General features: G+C 44.7%; 15 protein-coding genes. 7 read left to right on the forward strand and 8 right to left on the reverse strand.

The annotated features are described in order from the left end of the window. Nucleotides 1-59: 59 nt before the first annotated feature. The 8 genes from SGRA_RS00525 to SGRA_RS00570 all read right to left on the reverse strand — a co-directional run bounded on the left by SGRA_RS00525 (nucleotide 60) and on the right by SGRA_RS00570 (nucleotide 11,765). Nucleotides 60-1,724 carry an IS1182 family transposase gene (locus SGRA_RS00525; protein WP_014373114.1) on the reverse strand — a complete coding sequence of 555 codons (1,665 nt, stop codon included), beginning with the start codon at nucleotides 1,722-1,724 and terminating at the stop codon, nucleotides 60-62. A gap of 297 nt (nucleotides 1,725-2,021) precedes the next feature. Further along, nucleotides 2,022-5,564 carry a T9SS-dependent choice-of-anchor J family protein gene (locus SGRA_RS00535; RefSeq protein ID WP_014373116.1) on the reverse strand — a complete coding sequence of 1,181 codons (3,543 nt, stop codon included), beginning with the start codon at nucleotides 5,562-5,564 and terminating at the stop codon, nucleotides 2,022-2,024. 442 nt (nucleotides 5,565-6,006) lie between these two features. Next, nucleotides 6,007-6,459 carry a carboxypeptidase-like regulatory domain-containing protein gene (locus tag SGRA_RS00540; RefSeq protein WP_014373117.1) on the reverse strand — a complete coding sequence of 151 codons (453 nt, stop codon included), beginning with the start codon at nucleotides 6,457-6,459 and terminating at the stop codon, nucleotides 6,007-6,009. 10 nt (nucleotides 6,460-6,469) lie between these two features. Then, entirely contained in the window at nucleotides 6,470-7,777 is a 1,308-nt protein-coding gene (locus SGRA_RS00545) for a bifunctional folylpolyglutamate synthase/dihydrofolate synthase (protein ID WP_014373118.1), read from the reverse strand. Then, nucleotides 7,764-8,291, reverse strand: a complete 528-nt coding sequence (locus tag SGRA_RS00550) for a hypothetical protein (protein WP_014373119.1) — start codon at nucleotides 8,289-8,291, stop codon at nucleotides 7,764-7,766. The genes SGRA_RS00545 and SGRA_RS00550 overlap by 14 nt, the downstream gene beginning before the upstream one ends. Before the next feature lie 419 nt (nucleotides 8,292-8,710). Next, a complete protein-coding gene (gene groL / locus SGRA_RS00560) occupies nucleotides 8,711-10,351 on the reverse strand; it encodes a chaperonin GroEL (protein WP_014373121.1) in 1,641 nt (546 codons plus the stop codon). A 44-nt stretch (nucleotides 10,352-10,395) separates the two neighbouring features. Beyond that, nucleotides 10,396-10,662, reverse strand: coding sequence for a co-chaperone GroES (locus SGRA_RS00565; protein ID WP_002661144.1), 267 nt, complete (start codon nucleotides 10,660-10,662; stop codon nucleotides 10,396-10,398). 227 nt (nucleotides 10,663-10,889) lie between these two features. Further along, nucleotides 10,890-11,765, reverse strand: coding sequence for an STAS domain-containing protein (locus SGRA_RS00570; RefSeq protein ID WP_014373123.1), 876 nt, complete (start codon nucleotides 11,763-11,765; stop codon nucleotides 10,890-10,892). A gap of 362 nt (nucleotides 11,766-12,127) precedes the next feature. Here SGRA_RS00570 and SGRA_RS00575 point away from each other — a divergent pair, with 362 nt between their 5' ends. The 7 genes from SGRA_RS00575 to SGRA_RS00610 all read left to right on the forward strand — a co-directional run bounded on the left by SGRA_RS00575 (nucleotide 12,128) and on the right by SGRA_RS00610 (nucleotide 20,563). Then, entirely contained in the window at nucleotides 12,128-13,351 is a 1,224-nt protein-coding gene (locus tag SGRA_RS00575) for a leucine-rich repeat domain-containing protein (protein WP_245538604.1), read from the forward strand. Between the two features lie 299 nt (nucleotides 13,352-13,650). Continuing rightward, nucleotides 13,651-14,118, forward strand: a complete 468-nt coding sequence (locus SGRA_RS00580) for a hypothetical protein (protein WP_014373126.1) — start codon at nucleotides 13,651-13,653, stop codon at nucleotides 14,116-14,118. Nucleotides 14,119-14,175: 57 nt separating this feature from the next. Beyond that, entirely contained in the window at nucleotides 14,176-14,787 is a 612-nt protein-coding gene (locus SGRA_RS00585; RefSeq protein ID WP_014373127.1) for a Tll0287-like domain-containing protein, read from the forward strand. Between the two features lie 66 nt (nucleotides 14,788-14,853). Continuing rightward, complete coding sequence (locus SGRA_RS00590; protein ID WP_014373128.1) at nucleotides 14,854-16,095, forward strand: ABC transporter permease; 1,242 nt, start codon at nucleotides 14,854-14,856, stop codon at nucleotides 16,093-16,095. 282 nt (nucleotides 16,096-16,377) lie between these two features. Next, the gene (locus SGRA_RS00595) at nucleotides 16,378-16,953 is read left to right on the forward strand and encodes a hypothetical protein (RefSeq protein ID WP_014373129.1); all 576 of its coding nucleotides are present in this window, start codon (nucleotides 16,378-16,380) and stop codon (nucleotides 16,951-16,953) included. 308 nt (nucleotides 16,954-17,261) lie between these two features. Beyond that, nucleotides 17,262-17,879 (forward strand): FISUMP domain-containing protein, encoded by a 618-nt coding sequence (locus tag SGRA_RS00605; protein WP_014373131.1) that lies wholly within the window; start codon nucleotides 17,262-17,264, stop codon nucleotides 17,877-17,879. A gap of 83 nt (nucleotides 17,880-17,962) precedes the next feature. Further along, a complete protein-coding gene (locus SGRA_RS00610) occupies nucleotides 17,963-20,563 on the forward strand; it encodes a protein kinase domain-containing protein (protein WP_041329422.1) in 2,601 nt (866 codons plus the stop codon). Nucleotides 20,564-20,575 lie beyond the last annotated feature (12 nt).

The raw sequence follows: 20,575 nt of genomic DNA on the forward strand, positions 1-20,575 counted from the left end.
AAATAAAAAATGTTAATAAGTGTCCATTTTTTTACAAAAAGGCAATACTTGCCCCTTAATTACCCTCTTTTTGCGGCAATACTTTTGTTATTTCTGTTAAAAAGAGTCGTTTTTGATGTTTTTGGACAGACTTCGTCCATAGTTCGAGCTTTATGCTTTGCTAGTTTGGCAATATTCATACTCATAGCAAGCAAGCCGACCTCTATATTCACCTTCTTTAATCCTCGAAGCATCAGTCGCCGAAAGCCTTTGTTTTGTTTTAGCTCTCCAAAACAGCCTTCAACATCTACTGATCTTTGTTTTCGTTTTCTAATCCCCTCTTCACTTAAAAGTAATTTTCTTGCTTTGGCTCTTAATCGCTCTAGATTAGGCGTTCTATGGATTCTTCGATTTGTAGAGGTTTTTTTATTTGAGTTCTGTTTTAAGCAGGGCTCCATCAGCGCACAGCCCTTACAGTCTGCTGCTTCATATATATTTGTTTCTTTAATGTAGCCTGACCGAAGTGTCTTTTTAGTCTCTCCTATTCGGTTTATTTTTTTCCCAACAGGACAAATATAAAAGTCACCTTTTTCATCATAGTCAAGGTTTCTAGCATTCGCAAACTCTTTTGTTTTAAAATTTCTTCGATGCTCTCTGTAAAAAGAACCATACTTTACAAAACCCTCTATTCCTTTTTCTTCTAAAAAAAGATAATTTTCTTCGCTTCCATAGCCAGCATCTGCGGTAACTTGCTTGGGATAAAAATTATAACGCTCTTTAAATCCCTCTAAATGACGGATATAGGTGGCCATATCAGAAGATGTTCGCTCTACTGAATAATGAGTAATTACTCTATTGGATGTCGAAAATTGAATATTGTAATTTGCTTTAAGCTGGCCATTTTTTAAATGATCATCCTTAGTTCGCATAAAGGTGGCATCATGATCCGTTTTACTATAACTTCCACGGCCATCTATAATAGCTTCCTGATCTTCATAACGTTTATAGCGATCTGCAAATTTATTTATCGCCCTTAAGTTTTTTTTTTCTTCCTTGGCGATCTTTGCTTTTATTTCCTTATCTGACACTAACTGATTGATTCTATCAACAGTCTCTTGTATCTTTTCTGAGCTAGCCTTTTTTCCTAAATTTAAGGGCTCAATCTCTTGTTCCTCAGACTTATACAGGCCTTCTAAATAAGCCCAGAAACCTTCCAGGCGCTCTCTGATTTTTTCTTTACTACTAGATAAACGATTGGCCCAAACATAAGTATAGCGATTTGCATTAGCCTCTAATTTTGTCCCATCTGTATAAACATCTTGCAAATCAACTAGACCTGCTTCTGCAAGTAGCAAAACGATATCTGTAAATATATCTTTAAACATCTCTCCCTCAAAGCCTTGTAGGCGCTTTGAGCGAAATATACTAATCGTAGAATGATCTGGAGTAGAACGACCACTCAACCAAATAAAAGGAATACTCTCTTTTAAGGCTTTTTCTATTTTTCGAGAAGAATAAGTGTTGTCTAAATAGGCATAAATCAACACTTTAATCATCATTTTCGGGTCGTAAGATGAGCTTCCTCCACCTTTATAACTATCATATAGGCGTTTCAAGTTGACTTGTTCAATCACTTGATTGACAACTCGAACAGGGTGATCTGCTGGAATCCATGCTCCTAAATCTTCAGGAAACATGCTCATCTGATTTTGTTGGCTATTGCGAAATACAGCTTTTCTTTTCATCCTTAAATTTACAAAAAATAGACAACTTATACAACTATATACCTATATAGTTTTTCGGTAAAAGTAATTAGCTAATGTCTTTTTCAACAGCCCCGGGCCCCAAAGGGCCCGCTCGGCCTAGCGATGTGCAGCAGGGCCGCGCAGCGGCAGACCAAAGCCCGCAGGGCTGCAGGGCCGAGCAGACCTGCGAGCTGCGGAACGTAGCGCCTGCCGCAGGCAGGAGGCCCCAAAAAAAGACCCCCTACAAGATAACTTGTAGAGGGTCAGTTTATTTAGCAAAAGCTAAAGTCATAAAGACTATCGCTTAATCACCAAAGGCTGAGTAGCCTGTGTACGGGCCTCTGTATCGATGATACGGACCATATACATAGCAGGAGCTAGCTCTGCAGTGGGGATGGTGTAGCTTTGTTGGCCAACTTGAGTAATCGTTTGGCTGTAAACCACCTGACCGTTTAGGGCCACAACTTGTAGCTCTAGGTTACGGCTTTCGGCTAGTTCGAAGCTAAGCGTTACTTGTTGGTTGGCGGGGTTGGGGAAGAGCTGAATTTGCTCTAGGCCAGCCACATTAGTTACGGCTACAACAATAGTTACAGAAGCGCTATCTTGGCAACCGTTGGCGTCAGTTACAGTAACAGTTTGTAGGCCAGTGGCTACGACTGTATCGCTAGTAGAACCATTGGTCCAGCTATAGCTATAGGGTGTAGTACCACCAGTTACGTTAGCAGTAGCGGTTCCGTCGCCATTATCTGTAGTAGTCGTTACTAGGGCGGTGGGTTCAGAAATAGTTACCGTAGCAACATCAGAACAGCCTAGGCTATCTGTAACCGTTACAGAATAGCTTCCTGCGGCAAGGTTGCTGGCCACAGCTGTAGTTTGGTTAGCTGCGGTAGCATCCCAAGCGTAAGTATAGGGGGCAATGCCTACTGTAGCCGTAGCAGTTGCTTCAGCAGTAGCATTTCCGTTACAATCGACATCAGTTGTAGCAAGAGCGCTAGCGGTAACATCTGAAGCTGTAATACCAACGCTTGCCGTGTCGTTATTTGCATTTACATCCCCAGTAAGACTAACGACTGCAGTGACAGCGGTACTTCCTGAAGGAGCGGGGAAAGGACCAACAGCTACGATAGCAGAATCGCCAGCGGGGATATTATTTTCTGTGCCAGTAGCGACAGAAACACCAGCAGAGGTAACTGTATAGTTAGCAGCGGCAAGGGTATCTGTACCTAGGTTATAGATAACCAATTGGGCGGTAACATCTTCGCCAGCACAGTAAGTAGGCATAAGGCCAGTGAGTGCGACAGAAGCATCAGCAATAGAAACACAGTTCGTCCGGCTAACATCTAGCTGGAAAGCACCTGTATTGCTTAAATAGCCTTCAACAAGGATAAAAATGGTATCTCCCTCGTTATAAGTAGTATCATTGGTAATATCGAGGCCTAGCATAGAAGTGCGATAGGTTGTTCCACCATCATCGTCAGTGTCAAGCAATGTGCTAGCATCAGCAGCATAAATGCGAAGGTAAGTATCAAAAGAAGAGTTACTCAAATCAATATAAAGAGAATCTGTACAAGGTTCAATGACATACATAAACCAAGCGTCTCCGGCTGTATATCCAATTGTATTGCTAAAGCAATCTGTATTTCCGGTAAAAGAGCTGGGTGCTGCACCTACAACAGTAGCTCCAGATGCAGAGTCATTGGGGTAGGTAATTGCTCTACTGCTAATATCGAGTACGTAATTACCATTGTTGCTAGCAGCCCCTTCTACTAAGATGTAGAGGGTATCTCCTTCATTATAATTAGCATTATTTAGAACGCTAAAGGTGAAGCTAGAGGTATTATTAGCTCCACTATTATCATCGCTATCTAGCAAGCTGCTATCAGCGGCATAAATACTTAGGTAAGTATCAAAGTTAGAGCTATCTAATCCGATAAATACAGAATCTGTACAAGGTTCAATAATATATTGGAACCAAACATCATTAGAGGCATTGCCCATCGTGTTGTTATAACAAGCTGTATTACCTGTATTATTGTAAGGAAGACCACCAATAACAAAGGGAGCACTCATTGAGTCTCCTACAGCAGGGCTGCCAAAGGTAGCTGTAAAGTCTAAAGCATAATTACCTACGTCTGTTGTACCATAGCCCTCAACCAAGATATAAATGGTATCGCCCTCGTTGTAGTCTGTGTTTCCACTTAGCACTAGCTCCAAGCGAGACGTAGAAGTACCAGATACAACATCATCATTATAGTCTAAAACGGTACTGCCATCTGCAGCAAGTACAGAGAGATAAGTATCAAAGTCAGAGCTATCTAGACCAATGTACAAAGAGTCTGTACAAGCCGGAATTACATAACTAAACCAAACATCAGGAGAAGATCTACGAGCTGTGTTGGTATAACAAACGCTAGTATTACCCGTCATGCTAAATGTAGCACTATTGATCGGAATTGCTAAGTGGGTAGAATCCCCAGCAGGTACAGAAGTACAGCTAGTCGCAAAAGCAACAGGGCCAACCCAGTTAGAAGTGCTCGCATTATTGCTAGCAGGCGTGTAGCTGCCAGCAGGATATACAGAGGCGCAAGTACCATTCGTGCTACAGTTATCATTGGCATTGGGGCCAGATAGCGTCCAATCCGCTACATTAAAAGTAGCAGAAGGGGTAGCAGTACCCATACGATAAGCCCAGCCATCTAGGTATTCCCAAGCTTCGCCTGTACCGTCCGTGTTCACATCACCAAATACATCAATTACTGTAGTGTTCTCATACAACTCAATGGCGTCATCACCATTTACGTTTACTGTACCATCGATAATATCCGCATCAAAGCCCATATAATCACGGAAGCCAGCAGAGTCACTCGCTACATAAATACGAGTACCCGCTACTGCAGGACCAGAAGGAAAGTTCACCTCTGCACCAGCCGTAGTTCCGCTACCATTGTTGGCAGAACTCAAGCCATAAATAGAGAGGTCTGCAACATCATTGATGACCACTACCTCTACAAATTTAGGCGTACCGCCAGTCAAAGGACCGTCCATTACACCAGCAATAGCCATGTTGGCGCTAGTTCCTGTGCCCGCACCACAGTAGTCACGTACATAGGCCTCATAAGCTGTAGCAGCTGTCAAGCCTGTAGCCGTATAAGGATTGGCCGCAGTAACAGTACCAGAACTAGGCGTGCCGCCAGCAGGAACAATAGCAATCTCTGCCTGAGCAGCACCACCTGTCGTCCAAGCTACCTCCGCAGAGCTAGCCGTTACATTGCTCACCGTCAAGGCTGTAGGATCCAAACAAGGAAGCGCACCAATGGTTACATCATCAATAAACCAACTGTCTCCGTTATCTTGCTCCATGACAAAAGCAACATAGATAGACTGTCCCACATAAGCACTCAAGTCAACTGTTTTCACGCTATAAGTTGTCGTAAAATCTGTCTCTACTTGGGTGTCTACAATGGTAAATGTGCTAGTGTCTGTCTGAGAGCTAGTAGATACCCGAATAGTATAAACCGTTTCCCAATCTGGGGTAAATGATTGCTTTTGATAAAAAGTCAAGTCACTGTTCCCCGCCGTAATAGCCACCGCTGGAGTCACCATCCAGTCTACCGCATTACCGCCGGTTACATTCTCATAACGTACCTTTGCAGCCTGAGCTCCACTATTTGCAGCAGTATCAACCGCCCAAGAATAGGTGGTACCAATACCGTTGTCAAAAATGGCCCAACCCGCAGGAGGTACACTGCCTTCAAAATCTTCACTCAACTGCGCAGACAAAATGCCGCTAGAAAAGCAAAGACCCAAAAAGAGCAGCCAACTCAATTGTAGTTTTCGCATAAATAAAATGTTGTTATAAAATAGTTAGAAAATATTTTTTGGGACACAAAAAAACCTATACGCCTCTACGAAATAGAGTGGTTAGGTTTGCTTGTCGATATAGGCTTCTATGCCCAAAACGGCTCTAATATAAGCTTTTGTTAGCAAATTGTAAAGTATTTATGACTCACTAACTTTCACCTTTTTAATTTTATAGTACATTATTTTTTCTTTTTTTGGGGCTGCCCCTCCCTTTGGTCGGGTCGGGCCATTGCGCAGCTCGCAAGTCTGCTCGGCCCTGCAGCGCTTTCAGCGCTTTGGTCTGCCGCCTGCGGCGGCCCTGCTACAGCCCCTCAGCCAGGGCGGCCTGCTCTGCTTTGGGCCTTTTGTAGTAGCTTGGGTGCTCGCCTTTGCCCTAAACAAAAAAGCGGTAGTGCTGTCGCACTACCGCCCCCAAAATGAGCTATTTTTTTCTGGACCAAAATCGCCAGAATTTTCTTTTCCTTTTTCGCTTTTTGGGCTTTTTCTTTGGCCGATAATCTGCCAAAACTTCTGCTATATTCAGTTTCAAACTGTCGTTCATCAAAAAGCTTTGCCCTTCCATCCCAATCTCTAGCGTCAAAAGGTCCAAGGGGGCCAATTTTATCTCTGTTACCCAAAGTAAGGCATAGCCCGCTTTTTGTCCCTGCAAAATATATTGCCCCGGCGGAATATTATAAATAGAGAAATGCCCCTTGCTATCTGTCGAAGCACTAAGCTGTATAGCCCCATCCAAGGTCAATAAACTCAATTGCATGTCCACTAAAGGATCTGAAGAAAGCTCGTCGTAAATGCGGCCGCCAAGGGCGGCCTCTTCTTGGCCCAAAAGAACTAGAGCATAAAAAAAACTAAGGAGAAAGACTAGGATTTTAGGCATGGCAGTTCGTTTATAAAATTTCAGCTACTACAAAAATACTGCCCCCCACAAATATAATATCCTCTTTTTTGGCCATTGCTTTAGCTGCGGCCAAAGCTGCGGCTACGCTTTCATGGGCGCTTCCCTTTAGGCCAAAATTAGCGGCTTCTTGGGCCAGTTGCTCCGCAGGCTTGGCTCTGGGAATTTGCGCTGCAGCAAAGTAATAGTTGGCCGCCTTGGGCAGGGCCGCCAAAATTTTATCAGCCGATTTATCCCGAACCATCCCAAAGACAAAATGCAGTTGCGCATATTCCATTTTGGCCAGCATCTGCCCCAAATAACGCAAACCATCTACATTATGGGCCGAATCGCAAAGTAGCATGGGCGGCCCCTCTTCCAAGAGCTGCCAACGGCCCATAAATCCCGTTAAGGACCTAATATTCGCTAGGGCAAATTTTATTTTCTTTTCCGAGAGCTCAATCAGCTGTTTTTCCTGCATTAGGTGCAAGGCCGCCAAGGCCAAACGCAGATTGAAAAACTGAAAATCTCCTGCTAGGTCCAGAAAAATATCCGCAGCAGCTAAATGTCTATATTGGTAATTATAGTGGCCACCCAATAAGTTTTCTTCGCCTTTTTCGAGTTGGACCAATTCCTCGGCATAATAAAGCGGGGCCTGCTCAACTTTGGCTTTTTGCGCAAAAGCTTGGGCAATTTCTTCGCTCTGCCGCTCGCCAATAATGACTGGGGTTTGGGCCTTAATAATGCCCGCCTTTTCGCCTGCAATTAGCCCTAAACTTTCGCCCAAAATATCACTATGGTCCCAACCAATATTCGTAATGAGGCTGAGCTCGGGCGAAATAATATTAGTAGAGTCTAAACGTCCCCCCAAGCCCGTTTCAATAATGGCCCAATCTACTTTTTGCTGGGCAAAATAATGAAAAGCCATGCCTACAGTCAACTCAAAAAAAGAGAGCTGTTGGTCCAAAATAAACTCCTCTTGCTCCCCCACAAAGTTAACCACCTCTTCCTCCGAGATGTACTGCCCGTTAATTTTTATTCGCTCTCTAAAGTCTTTATAATGAGGCGAACTATAGATGCCGACTTTATAGCCCTGCGCTTGTAGCAAGCCCGCCAAAACATGAGTGCTTGACCCCTTGCCATTGGTGCCCGCAATATGGACCGAGCGAAACTTTTTTTCGGGCGCTCCCAAGCGTTCCGACAAGCGCCAACTGTTGTCTAAGGTCTTTTTAAAGGCCGTACTCCCCTGCCGCTGAAACATAGGGAGCTGAGCATATAAAAAATCTAGGGCCTCTTGATAAGAGCGGTTATTCTTCTTCATTCGTTTGTCTTAAGGTCAGACTAATTACCGTATAACTTTTACTCGTCAATTTGTCAATTTGGGCCGTGAAGCCATCTTGCAGCAAAAGCGGTTGATTGTACTCAAAATTGGGGGCTCTACGCCCAAATAGCTCAGCATAATTACCTAGCATACTAAGCTGCGGATGCGATTGGCCCAATTGCAAGAAAATGCCCGCCAAAAGTCTAGCGCAATCGCTAGGCGGCAAATCGGCTGGAATGGGGTCCTGGCTATCGTCTATCTCAAAATGCAGTTCTTGGACCAAATCCTTGCAGCCCTTTTGTAAAAAACGGACCTTAATCGGATAGCGCAAAATGCCATCGAGCTCAAAGTTTTCGCTAGAACCACCCTCAAAACTTTCATATTGATAGTTTTTGATAAGCGAAAGCTCTTGGGGAAAAACAGCGGGAAATTCGGTAAAGGTACAGCCTTTTTCCTCGCCCTTACAAGACCAAAGCAAGCCAAGCAGCAATAGTCCCAAACATAGTTTTTTCATGAATGTAGTCATTGTTTTGAGGGAGCAAATTAGCATTTTTTTGCCCTTTTCTAAAATCCTTTGGGGCTTATGTATGGGGCTAGGAGCTGCTCGGCCTAGCGATGTGCAGCAGTGGCCGAAGGCCAGACCAAGGCGCTTTGCGCCGCAGGGCCGAGCGAAGAGCGAGCTGCGAAACGTAGCGCCGACGACCGAAGGGAGGCGGAGGCCCCAAAAACAACAGGGAGCCCCAAAGCGACAACAAGGCCTTCAGGCCGCAGTTCGACGACCGAAGGGAGTAACCGCCGCAAGGCTGCAGGCCGCAGCGACAACAAGCCCTTTAGGGCGCAGTTCGACGACTGAAAGGAGTAACGCCCCAAAAAATAAAAAACCAGAAAGCCTCGAAAGACTTTCTGGTTTGTAAAATAGTCAGGGGAGATGATTTACATCATACCGCCCATACCGGGAGGCATTCCACCGCCAGGCATGCTAGCAGCGCCATTCTCCTCGGGAATATCGTTGATTACGCATTCGGTAGTCAAGACCATACCAGCAATAGAACCTGCGTTTTCTAGGGCTACGCGGCTTACTTTAGTGGGGTCGATTACACCAGCTTCTTTGAGGTCTTGGTAAGTTTCGGTGCGGGCGTTGTAGCCAAATGCGCCTTCGCCTTCCAATACCTTCATGATCACTACAGAACCTTCTACGCCAGCATTGCTTGCGATCGTGCGTAGGGGAGATTCTAGAGCGCTGCGAACGATGTTGATACCAGCGGTTTCATCATCATTTTCGCCTTCTGCGCCATCTAGGGCAGTTACCGAGCGGAGAAGGGCAACTCCACCACCGGGAACGATACCTTCTTCTACGGCAGCGCGGGTAGCGTGAAGTGCGTCATCTACACGGTCTTTTTTCTCTTTCATTTCTACTTCAGTAGGGGCACCTACATAAAGAACAGCTACACCGCCAGCCAATTTGGCCAAACGCTCTTGTAGTTTTTCTTTGTCGTACTCCGAGCTACTGTTTTCCATTTGGACCTTGATTTGGGCCACCCGAGCATCTACCTGCTCTTGCTTGCCTTCGCCATTCACGATAGTCGTGTTGTCCTTGTCTACAGTGACGCGCTCAGAGCTACCAAGATGGTGCAATTCTACGTTTTCGAGGCTATAGCCAGTCTCTTCAGAGATTACAGTACCTCCAGTGAGGATTGCGATATCTTCGAGCATAGCTTTGCGGCGATCGCCAAAACCAGGCGCTTTTACGGCAACCACCTTAAGGCCCAAACGGATGCGGTTGACCACCAAAGTGCTCAAGGCCTGAGAATCTACATCTTCGGCAATGATGACCAAGGGACGGCTAGCGCCATGGGCTTTTTCTAGTACGGGAACCAGCTGTTGTACATTGCTGATTTTCTTATCGTGAATGAGGATGAGGGGAGACTCATACTCACATTCCATCGTTTCGGTATCAGTTACAAAGTAAGGAGAAAGGTAACCACGGTCAAACTGCATACCCACCACTTTAGTCACATAAGTTTCGCGACCTTTGGCTTCTTCTACAGTAATTACCCCATTGGTGCTTACTTCTTTCATTGCTTCGGCAATGAGTTTTCCGATTTCGGGATCGTTATTGGCTGAAATAGTGGCTACTTGTTCAATTTTATTGAAGTTGTCGCCAACAATTTCAGAACTTTCTTTGAGGGCAGCAACTACTTTGGCTACGGCCTTATCGATACCTCTTTTGAGGTCCATAGGATTGGCGCCAGCGGCTACCAATTTCATTCCTGCATTGACCATAGCTTGGGCCAAAACAGTAGCTGTAGTGGTACCATCACCGGCTACATCTGCCGTGCGAGAGGCCACCTCTTTAGCCATTTGAGCCCCCATATTTTGGATGGGATCCTCTAGTTCTACTTCTTTGGCTACACTTACTCCATCCTTAGTGATATGAGGAGCGCCAAAAGCTTTCTGAATAATTACATTGCGACCTTTAGGGCCCAAAGTTACTTTAACAGCATCTGCCAAAGCGTTAATTCCTTCACGCAATTGAGTGCGTGCATCTGTATTGAAGCTAATTTTTTTAGCCATGATATATTGCTAGTGTTTTAAAATTTGAGAAAAAAGATGAAAACTTAGTCAAGAATAACAAGAATGTCATCCTCACGCATAATGAGGTAATCTTTTCCCTGATGGCTGATCTCTTGGCCAGCATATTTGCCATAAAGCACAACATCATCCACTTTTACAGTAAGGGCATTTCCGTCTTTACCAGGACCAACGGCCACTACTACACCTCTCTGAGGCTTTTCTTTTGCCTGTTCGGGCAAGATAATACCACCTTTAGATTTTTCTTCAGCGGCGGCAGGTTGCACAACAACGCGATCGTTGATGGGTCTCATAGCTAAACTGTTTTTTAGTTATAGATGAATTCTTTTTTCAATAAAATGTCTGTCTTCTTTTGGCCCTTTTGGGCCCTAATTAAAGTCAGACAGCCCTCTATTAACAGCTCTTGTGCCAGTTGCCAAAAAGAAAAAAAAGGCTGCATTTTTGACAGAAAGCCGTTCTTTTTGTCAGTTTTCCCTGACAGTCCTGTCAGTTTTTTTATCTGCCACTAGCTAGGCAGCTCTTAGGCAGGAACAACTTTGAGTTGCGTCCACTTAAAAGCTTGTTCTAAGGCATCTTGCATATGGCTTCGAGTACTTATTTTTCCTGTATCGACTCCTAGTTCTACAAGGGTTTGGGCAATGGCTGGAGAAATTCCCGACAAAATTGTTCGACAGCCCATTAGCGCAGCAGCTTTACTCACCTTTAAAAAGTAATTGGCCACCGCCGTATCCATAATCGCCACCCCACTAATATCTAAAATGAAAACTTTGGTTTGTCGTTGGGCTACTTCATTAAGTACCGTAGACATAATATTTTGAGCCCTTAATGAATCTACAATGCCAACAACAGGCAGCAGTAATATTCCTTCCCAAATTGGAGTCACCGGAGTAGACAACTGACTGAGCATATCGTTCTGCTCTTGCAGCTGTTTATTCATCTCATTATTAAATGTATCAATAGCCACAAAAACCCCAACACTGCTTGTTCGCTTAAAGGCTTGCATCAACTCAAAGCTCGCTATTTTATAGTATACAAAGGCTTTCTCTATAATTTCATTAAAGGCAAAAACGGCAGATAGGTAAGCCTCAAAAGGAAGGCCCATTTGCAAAAAGAACAAGACTAGTTTTGAGCTATACTCAATAGAAGAAGCACAAATTTCTACGCTAGTAACATGTTCCCAAAAACGATCCGATTGACGATCAAAAACAGAGACAACTTCTTCTGTATAAGCACTGCTGTATTCGGGCTGAGTGGCCATCCAATGATGAAAGTCCTCAAAAATAGGCGCTTTATATTGCTTAATTTCTTTCATGGCCGAACGCACAAGAAGAAGATCTTCTTCTTGTAATAAAAAAATACTTCGATAACGCTCAGGAGTGATATGGACAATAGACATAAGGGGTTATATAATAAAGGCTGTGTAAAAATATCGCTATCTGCGATTCATAATAGGGACTATATTTTTTTAGTTGGTCACTTTTTATTTTGAAAAACGAACGAAATAGGAGGATTATTTTTTGGGGCTGCCCCGCCCTGCGGGCGGGTCGGGCTGTCTCGCAGCTCGCTATTCGCTCGGCCCTTCGCCAGCTTCGCTGTCTCGGTCTGGCCTGCGGCCACTGCTGCCCATCCCTCAGCCGAGGCCCTTCGGGCCTGTAGGAATGCAAAAGTTTAACAAAAAGCTAGGGGCCAAAAAGGAGCAAAAGCGCATGATAAATAATATCTTAGGTATCCTCATTGATTTTGATACGAATTCCCCAGATGATGAAAAAATGGACCGCCTACCTCCCTACCCTTGGCCTTTTGTTGCTTGCCTTTATTGTGGCTTGGCAGTTATTAAAATTTCGGCAGGGCCAAAAAGACAAACTGCATGAGGGCTTATCGGCTGCTTTGGGTAAGGAGCAAAAAATTTATCGGCTGAGTTTGGAGCAGCGGGCCCTGACGGCCCTGCCCTCTTCTTTGGCCCAGCAGCAGCAGTTGCGAGAGCTCTATTTGGCGGGCAATTGCCTGACAAATTTACCGCAGTATATATATGACTTTCGGGATTTGGTCCATTTGGACCTAGAAGGGCGGCCCTATGAAATTCGCAAAGAGGCCTGTGGCAACCAAATAGAAAACCTAGGAGAAGAATTGGGCCAATTGGCCCAGTTGCGTTATCTCAACCTCAACCACAATGCTTTGCGGCAGTTGCCGCAAAGCATGGCCCAGTTGGCCCAATTGCAGCAGTTATTCTTGCGGAACAATCGGCTCAAGGCCCTGCCCGATAGTTTATTGCTCTGCCAAAATTTGCAGGAGGTGGATTTATCTCGCAACCAGCTGCCTATTTTTCCGCAGCAGCTCATGCAACTGCCCCAATTGCAGCGCCTAAATTTGGCCCAAAATGAATTTGGCGAATTGAGTCCTTCTTGGCCCAGTAGTTTGCGGCAGCTCCATCTAATGGGCAATGCTCTTTATATATATCCTCAGCCCTTGGCCCCAAATTTAGAAGAATTGGACCTGTCGGCTTGTTCTTTACAAGCCATAGCCGATAGTCTGGCCCTACAGCCCCAATTAAAGGAGCTGCATTTGGAACACAACCATTTGGACCAACTGCCTAGGCATTGGAATATGCCCATTTTGGAAGAGCTCTATTTGGCCCAAAACTTATTGACCGATTCAGCCTTGGGGGCGCAAAATTGGCCCAAAAAACTCAAGGTTTTAGATTTGCAAAATAATAAACTGGCTTTGTCAGCAGGTTTAGTGTTGGGCCAAGAGCTAGAAGTCTTGCGCCTGGGCCACAACCAGATTGAGCAGTGGCGGGCCCAGCCTGGGCCCGAGCTCCTACTCCTCGACTTATCCAATAACCAAATGGATAGTTTTTCGGTAGCCGACTTGGCCCAATACCCCAAACTTAGGCGCTTGTATTTGGATGGCAACCCCATTAGCACTGAATGTTTGGACCAATTGCAGAAAGCCCGGCCCCAACTCTTGATCAGAAGCGAGTAGCGGGCCGGAGAAGAAGGCCAAGCCCAAAGCCCCAAAGATGAGCGGATGAGGGATGGAAAGGGGGGCGGCGAAGCCGCAGACCCAGCGGGCAAAGCCCGCGCAGGGCCGAGCAGACCTGCGAGCCCCGACACAGCCCGACCCGAGCCGAAGGCGAGTGGGCAGCCCCAAAAAATTAAGAATAAAAAAATGTCTCTGTAAGTAGAATCACCTAGAAATAGGATAGAGAAAGCTTAACTTTGAAATGGAAACAACTGGCAGAAAAATCTGCTTATAGCTAACCCAATAAATCTAAAAAAACGATGAGCTTTCTATCTAAAATTAAGGACTTTGTAGGTTTTACTGGACTAAAAGTAGAGCATGAGCGGCCCAATTTGGAGCTGCCATACAACAGCACTCAATTTGATTTCCCTTATGTTTTGCAAGTAGGGCATAATTTGGACATTACCGATATTCGACAGACCTTGCGGGTTCAGCGTTCTGGTTTTGATGAATGCGTAGAAGAGCTGGTTTTGGCGGATAAAATGGCCAGCAAAACGGCTCCTGAGAACTTGCATTTTCCTTTGTCCGTAGAAAAAGGGGAGCAATTGCACTATCCCCTTAACTTTGAATTTGACTTGGCCGAGGCGCTCAAAAAATGGAACATTAACAGTGTAGAAGAGGCCTTGAAAGCGAATTTAAAATTTGAAGTATTGCTCCAAATTGATATTAAAGAAACCTTTTATGCTTTTGACCCAGAGGTCCGTTTTATCTTGGAACTAAAAGCATAATTGTAAGAAAAATCACTTAGGGGGGCGGTTCTTCCGTTTATCTTTGGGCAAAAACAGATGAAAACACTAAAAATTGCGAGCTTGCTTTTGAGCGGCTCATTACTTTTTGCCTATTGTTCTACACCAAGCGGCAGCGAACCAAAAGTTTATTCGGGAGAACAGGCCCAAACCCTAAAAAACAAAGGCAGCGAGGCAGCCCTCAAGGCGCAGCAAAGGTTGCTCAAAACCGTAAAAGGCGCTATGGCCGAAAAGGGTGTAGCCGGGGCCTTGAGCTATTGTAATTTGGAAGCCTTGGGCCTAAAAGCCAAATTGGGCGAAGAAATGGGCGTAGAAATCGCTAGGCGATCGGCTCGTTACCGCAACCCTAAAGATGCCCCAGAGAATGAATTTGAGGAGCAGCTTTTGGCCGCTTATGAACAGGCCCAAAAAGAGGGCAAAGACCTCAATAGCCAAATTTTTGAAAGCGAGACCCACTATATTTACTATCAGCCCATCAGCATTCCCAATGCAGCTTGTTTGAAATGCCATGGGAAGCCGGGCCAAGACATTGCCGATGCAGATGTACAAAAACTAGCCGAACTTTATCCAGAAGATAAGGCCCAAAACTATAAACTGGGTGATTTTCGGGGAGCTTGGCGAATTCAATGGGCCAAAAATCTGCAGGAATAGCCTTTTTGTCGAAACAGCTTGGAAAAGCTTTTGAAAGCGCTTAATTTGGGAAAAACATCCCCGCTTATGCGCATTCAAGAATCGATCAGTATGGCCTTCTCGGCTATACAGTCCAATTTTATAAGAACATTTCTCACTTTGCTCATCATTGCCATTGGAATCATGGCATTGGTGGGCATTTTGACGTCTATAGACAGCATTAAGGCCTCTATGGCCGACAATTTTGCCAATATGGGCGCCAACACCTTTAATATTATTCCTTCGGGAACGGGGATTCAGGGTGGGCGGCGTGGCCGCCGCCAAAAAAGAGGCGAGTCAATTAGCTATCAGCAGGCGATTTCCTTTAAGCAACAATATAATTTTCCCGCCAAGGTTTCGGTTTCTGCTTTGGGCACCACCCTGGGCCTAATCAAACGAGGGCCAGAAGAAACCAACCCCAATACCACCGTTTATGGCATTGATGAAAATTATTTATCGGTGGCAGGCTATGAGGTAGCTAGAGGGCGAAACTTTACGAAAACCGAGGTAGAATTTGGCCGAAATTTGGTCATTTTAGGCAAGGGCATTGCCGAACAGCTTTTTCCCAAACAAAGCCAAGAGCGAATTTTGGGCCAGCAGATTAGCCTGCGTAATATTAGTTATACCGTAGTGGGAATTTTGCAAGAAAAAGGCTCGAGTATGAGTTTTTCGGGAGACCGCATTGTCTTGATGCCCTTAATGAGTTTGCGCAAATATTTGGGCTCGCAGACCAACTCCTACAATTTATCGGTGGCCGTACAAGAGGCCCAACAAATGGAACTCGCCATGGGCGAGGCCGAAGGAATCATGCGGGCCGTTCGACAGATCCCCTTAGATCAACCCAATAACTTTGAGCTAGAAAAAAGCGATGGCCTGCTAGATGTTTTGGATGAAAATACGGCTAGCATTCAAATTGCCGCCATTTTTATCGGTTTGGTCACCCTATTGGGCGCCGCCATTGGCCTGATGAACATTATGTTGGTCTCGGTTACCGAACGAACAAGGGAAATTGGCATTGCCAAATCTTTGGGGGCCACCAAAAGCAGCATTCTACAACAGTTTCTCATAGAAGCCCTCGTCATTTGTCAAATCGGCGGCATTTTAGGCATTTTTCTGGGCATCATGATGGGCAATGTCGTCACTTTAGCTATGGGCGGGCAGTTTCTGATCCCCTGGGCCTGGATGGCCCTAGCCTTTGCGCTCTGTTTTTTAGTGGGCCTGATATCGGGAATTTACCCCGCCATGAAAGCTGCTAGCCTAGACCCCATAGAATCTTTGCGCTATGAATAACGTCTAGATTAGGCCTAAAGAACCATCTTGTAATAATAGACTGTTACGCTTAAACTACTTCTAGGAGATAGCTTTTTATGCAAAATAAATGCGGCAAAGTTTAGAAAAACTTAAGAGAATGGAAGATTTATTTTAATAAGTTTATGTTATTCCTTTTCTAAAAAAGAAATAAGTTATATATTCGTGCTAGCAGGCTAATCAACTGTCACAACTCCCTTCTATTTTGTCGGTAAATTTAGCTGGAACAAAAATCGAACTAACTTAACTTTAAAATTAAATTTTATGGATTTCTCTAATTTGAAAGAAGAAGATGCCAAACAACTGCTCATGCAGTACGATGCGCAACAACGTCAACTTTTTTTCCAACTACAGCAGGTACAAACCGCTATTGGTAAATTACATGCAGTTTTGAATGGCGACAGCTCTTCAGAAGTAAATGCCACACCTCAGGTACAGCCCGTAAACAGCGCTTTTATTCCTGTAGGTTATATGTATAATGGCGAGCGTGTAATTACTCAAGCTGCTGCTGAGCAACCCCGCAAACGCCCATATACTCGCAATAGCCCTTGGCCCAAATTCATTCTAGACAAGTTGGAAGAGGGACAAAAAACATTGAGCAGCCGCGAAATTTATGAGCTAGGCATCAAGGCCAATGTAGAAGATGAGATGGGCTTCCCCGATGCTGGTGAAGTACGTCGCTTGATCTCTAGAGCCCTACACCGCCTGAGCAACCAAGAGAAGAAAATCTCTAAATTCCCTCTTCGTGAAGGACAAGGAAAAGGATACAACTATGCTCTTCCTGCTTGGGTAGACAAAAAAGGTAACCTTCCTGATAAGTACAAGTCTGAAGACTTTTAGTCGGAAAGACACTTAACTAAAGAAGTTTTAATATGTCTCTTTGTTTTTGCAAAGGGACATTTTTTTTATTTTGACGACTCCCTCTTTTTTATTTTGGGGCTGCCCCGCCCTGCGAGCGGGTCGGGCTATGCGGGGGCTCGCTACTCGCTCGGCCCATCGCTTTTTTCGCTTTGCTCAAAAAGCTCGGTCTGGCCTGCGGCCACCCCCTACTATCCCTCAGCCTGCGGCGGCTTTGCCGCCTGTAGGACCCAAATAGACAAAACGCATTTCATCATAGCGCTTTGAAGCGCAACAAAAAACAATAAATTATGAGAAAGCAGCTTTTATTTTGCTTTTTGGCCCTAGGCCTCCTCTCTTCTTGCAGAACGGCCAACAACAGCGGCAGTTTTACCGATCCAAGAGATGGCCAAAGCTATAAAACAGTAAACCTAAGCGGCAATGTTTGGATGGCAGAAAACCTCCGCTTTGAACATGCAGAAGCGCAGCCTTATGGAAAAGACGAAAGTAAAAAATCTGACGGTTTGCTGTACAGCTTGGCTGGCGCCCGCAATGCTTGTCCAGAAGGCTGGCATTTACCTTCTGTAGCAGAATGGAAGTTTTTGCTCAAAAAAGCGGGCGGCTATTATCATGAGGTAGTCAATGGTCGAAAGCCCGAAAGAAAGGACTCCCCCTCTTCGGTCTTTTTAAAAATCAATGAAGGAGATGGTTTTGGCTTTCCCGTTTTGCCTATTGGCTGGGGCAGCCCAAAAAATGGCGGCTTATTTATGGACCAAGGGAAAAAAACCGCTTTTTGGAGCGATACAGGCCATCCCACTATGAGAAAATACCATAAATTTGTTCTATTCAATTTTGAGGAACAAAGAGTAACCATTACCCAAAAGCCCTTTGACGACTTGCTTTTGCCTTGTCGCTGTGTGCAAGATTAAAACATTTTGGGCCCGCGGCCAGCTAAGCCGCAGGCCCAAAACATAAAAAATAATAGCCTTCCCTTTCCCTTGATTTTATTCCCATGTCTAGAGCAAGCTACTACTTAGAAAAAACAAAAAAGCGAATCATCTTGGCCCATAAACCTTTTGCCAGAGGTGGAGAAGGGGCCTTGTATAAAGTACGGAGTCCCCGAAGGTTGCAAGATCGAGTAGTTAAATTATATTATCCGCATAAATTGCAGGCCGAAAAAAGAAGCAAATTGCGGGCCCTCGCCAACTACCCGCCCCAAGGCCTAGGCGAAGAACAATCGCCTATTTTTGTTTGGCCCGAAGAAATAGTCGTGGACCAACACAAACAACTGCAGGGCTTTATGATGCCTTTTGTGCAGGGACATAAATTGGAGCTTTTTTGTTTGCCCAAACTGCCCAGTCGTTTAGGGAGTTATTTTCAAAAATATAATCTATCCGCAGAAAATGGCCGAGTTTTGCGGCTTCGCCTCGCCTTTGAATTGAGCTTGGGATTGGCTCGTTTGCAGGCCGAGGGCCGCTACGTTCTAGTGGATTTAAAGCCAGAAAACATCTTACTGACGGCAGATAATCAACTGGCTTTTGTCGATTTGGATGCCATGCAATTGGAGCATCCTCAAGGGCTAGAAAAGGCCACCGTAACTACGCCAGAGTATAGCGCCCCAGAATATTATTGGGATGGCCGACCCGCTGTTTTTGATAGCAGTTGGGACAATTTTGCCTTGGCCGTGATTATTTACAAATTATTGTTTGGGATTCATCCCTTTGCGGCTGCCGCAGGGGGGAAATATGCCGAATTGACAAGTTTGCATCAAAAAATTGAGGCAGGGCTCTTTCCGCATCAATCAGAAATTCCTTTTTCAGTTATTCCGCCTCCGCATCAGCTGTTTAAAGAAGAATCTGCAGCTCTGCAAGAAGCATTTAAACAGGCCTTTATCCTTGGGCATTCTTCGCCGAAAGATCGGCCTTCGGCCAGAGCTTGGTGTTCTATTTTGTGGACCGAATTAGGAGATCCTAATTTATTGGGGCGTTTTTTAGACTTCTACCCTATTGTTTGGCGAAAAAACGGAGAACTATTAACGGTAGAAGAATTAGCGACTAACTTTGAAGAAGAAGAAAAAAGCATAGCGGCCCTAGAAGCGCCAATTTTGGCCCATTGGGAGCAGCAAGCCCTAGAACTGCCTCAGGAACTGCCCTCATCGGTGATTATTCCAACCCATTTGCGGAAAGAAATTTTGTGGGCCTTGCCTATCCTTGTTGTAGTCGCAGCTTTTTTGGCCCTAAATTTAAAATGGGCCTATGGATTTCAGAAAAGTTTTTTGCTCTTCCCTATTTCAATTGTTTTGGCTCTTCTAGGCTATTTTAAGCGAAAAAAGCTTTTGTTGCAAGAACAAAAAAGAGTAGCGATTGGCGCCATTTGGGCCGAAATAAAGGCTTGGAATGAAGAAAGTGCACAGCCTCCTTTGGCAAAAAAAGAATTGGCTTATTGGAATTTGGAAGAAAAGAAAAAAGACTTAATTAAGGAGTATCAGCAAGCTTTGAGGCAGCTAGAAAAAGAGCGCAAAATCTTAGCCGCGGCAGAAAAACAAATTGATCCTGAAGAGGAGGAAAAAGCCCTAAAGGCATTGCATCGGCAAAAAAGGCTGCCCTCCCCCCATCATATCTGGAAAAAGAAGGATGCTTTTTTAAATCAGCTCTGGGAGCAATCGCCTTATCCCTTGAAGGGGCAAAAAAGTATAGCCGCAGCTAAGCAACATTTGGCAGCATTAGAGGCTGAAGAATTGGAAAAAATAGAACAAACTTCTTTTTCTACAGATAAAAAAGACGCTAGATTGGCCATTTTAGAGAAAAACTACCAAGAAAATATGGCCCTTTGGGAAAGTCAGCAGCGTTCTTTAGACAGCAGTTGGCAACAAGAAGAGCTAGAAGGAAAGCAAAGATTAAATCGCTTGGCAGATTTTGATCGGAACTATAGAAAAAGGCTGCCTAGTATTTCTCCCGCCTTCAATCAAACTTTACTCATTTATATGGGTATTGACAGTATGTTGTCTTTGGTCCAAGTAGATCCAATTTCGGCAGAGCTTGAGTTTGTGGGAGGAGAAAAACGTTCTTTGGCCGCTTGGGTAGAGCAAAAACCCAACTTAATGAAGGAGCTCTATGATTGGTGGCAGGAAGTTATGGCAGAGCAAAAAGCCTTTTTGTCTCAGCAAGATCGCCTAAATATTGATCGGGCCAAAAAGGACTTGGCCAAAGAGCGCAAACAATGGCAAAAAAAGTATGAAAAGAAAAAGGCCCAACTAGCAGAGGCCGATGAGGAATTTTTTCGACAAGAAGCGAGGGCAGTTACGGCCCTAAAATATAAAAGCTGGAGAAAGGAATTACAAAAGGTAGAAAAGCTACTGTATAAAAAAGCCCAAAAGAATACAGGGGGGGAAGCCCTAGCGAATTGGAAAAAAGCCTTTTTATCCTTAAGCATACAGCATCATCAGGATATATGGCAGTTATCGGCTCAGCAAGAGGCACTTTTTTCTCCATTTTCATTTGAAGAGCGGATGAATTTTGAGCAAAAAGATCGGCAGAAAGTGTTGGAGGAGCGTTTGGCGGCTTATTATCGGGAGTATGGACATGAAAAAGCCCCCAAAAAGGGGGCAATTTAGGAATACTTATAG

It is taken from the genome of Saprospira grandis str. Lewin (genome assembly GCF_000250635.1).
GTDB classification, from domain to species: Bacteria; Bacteroidota; Bacteroidia; order Chitinophagales; family Saprospiraceae; genus Saprospira; species Saprospira grandis.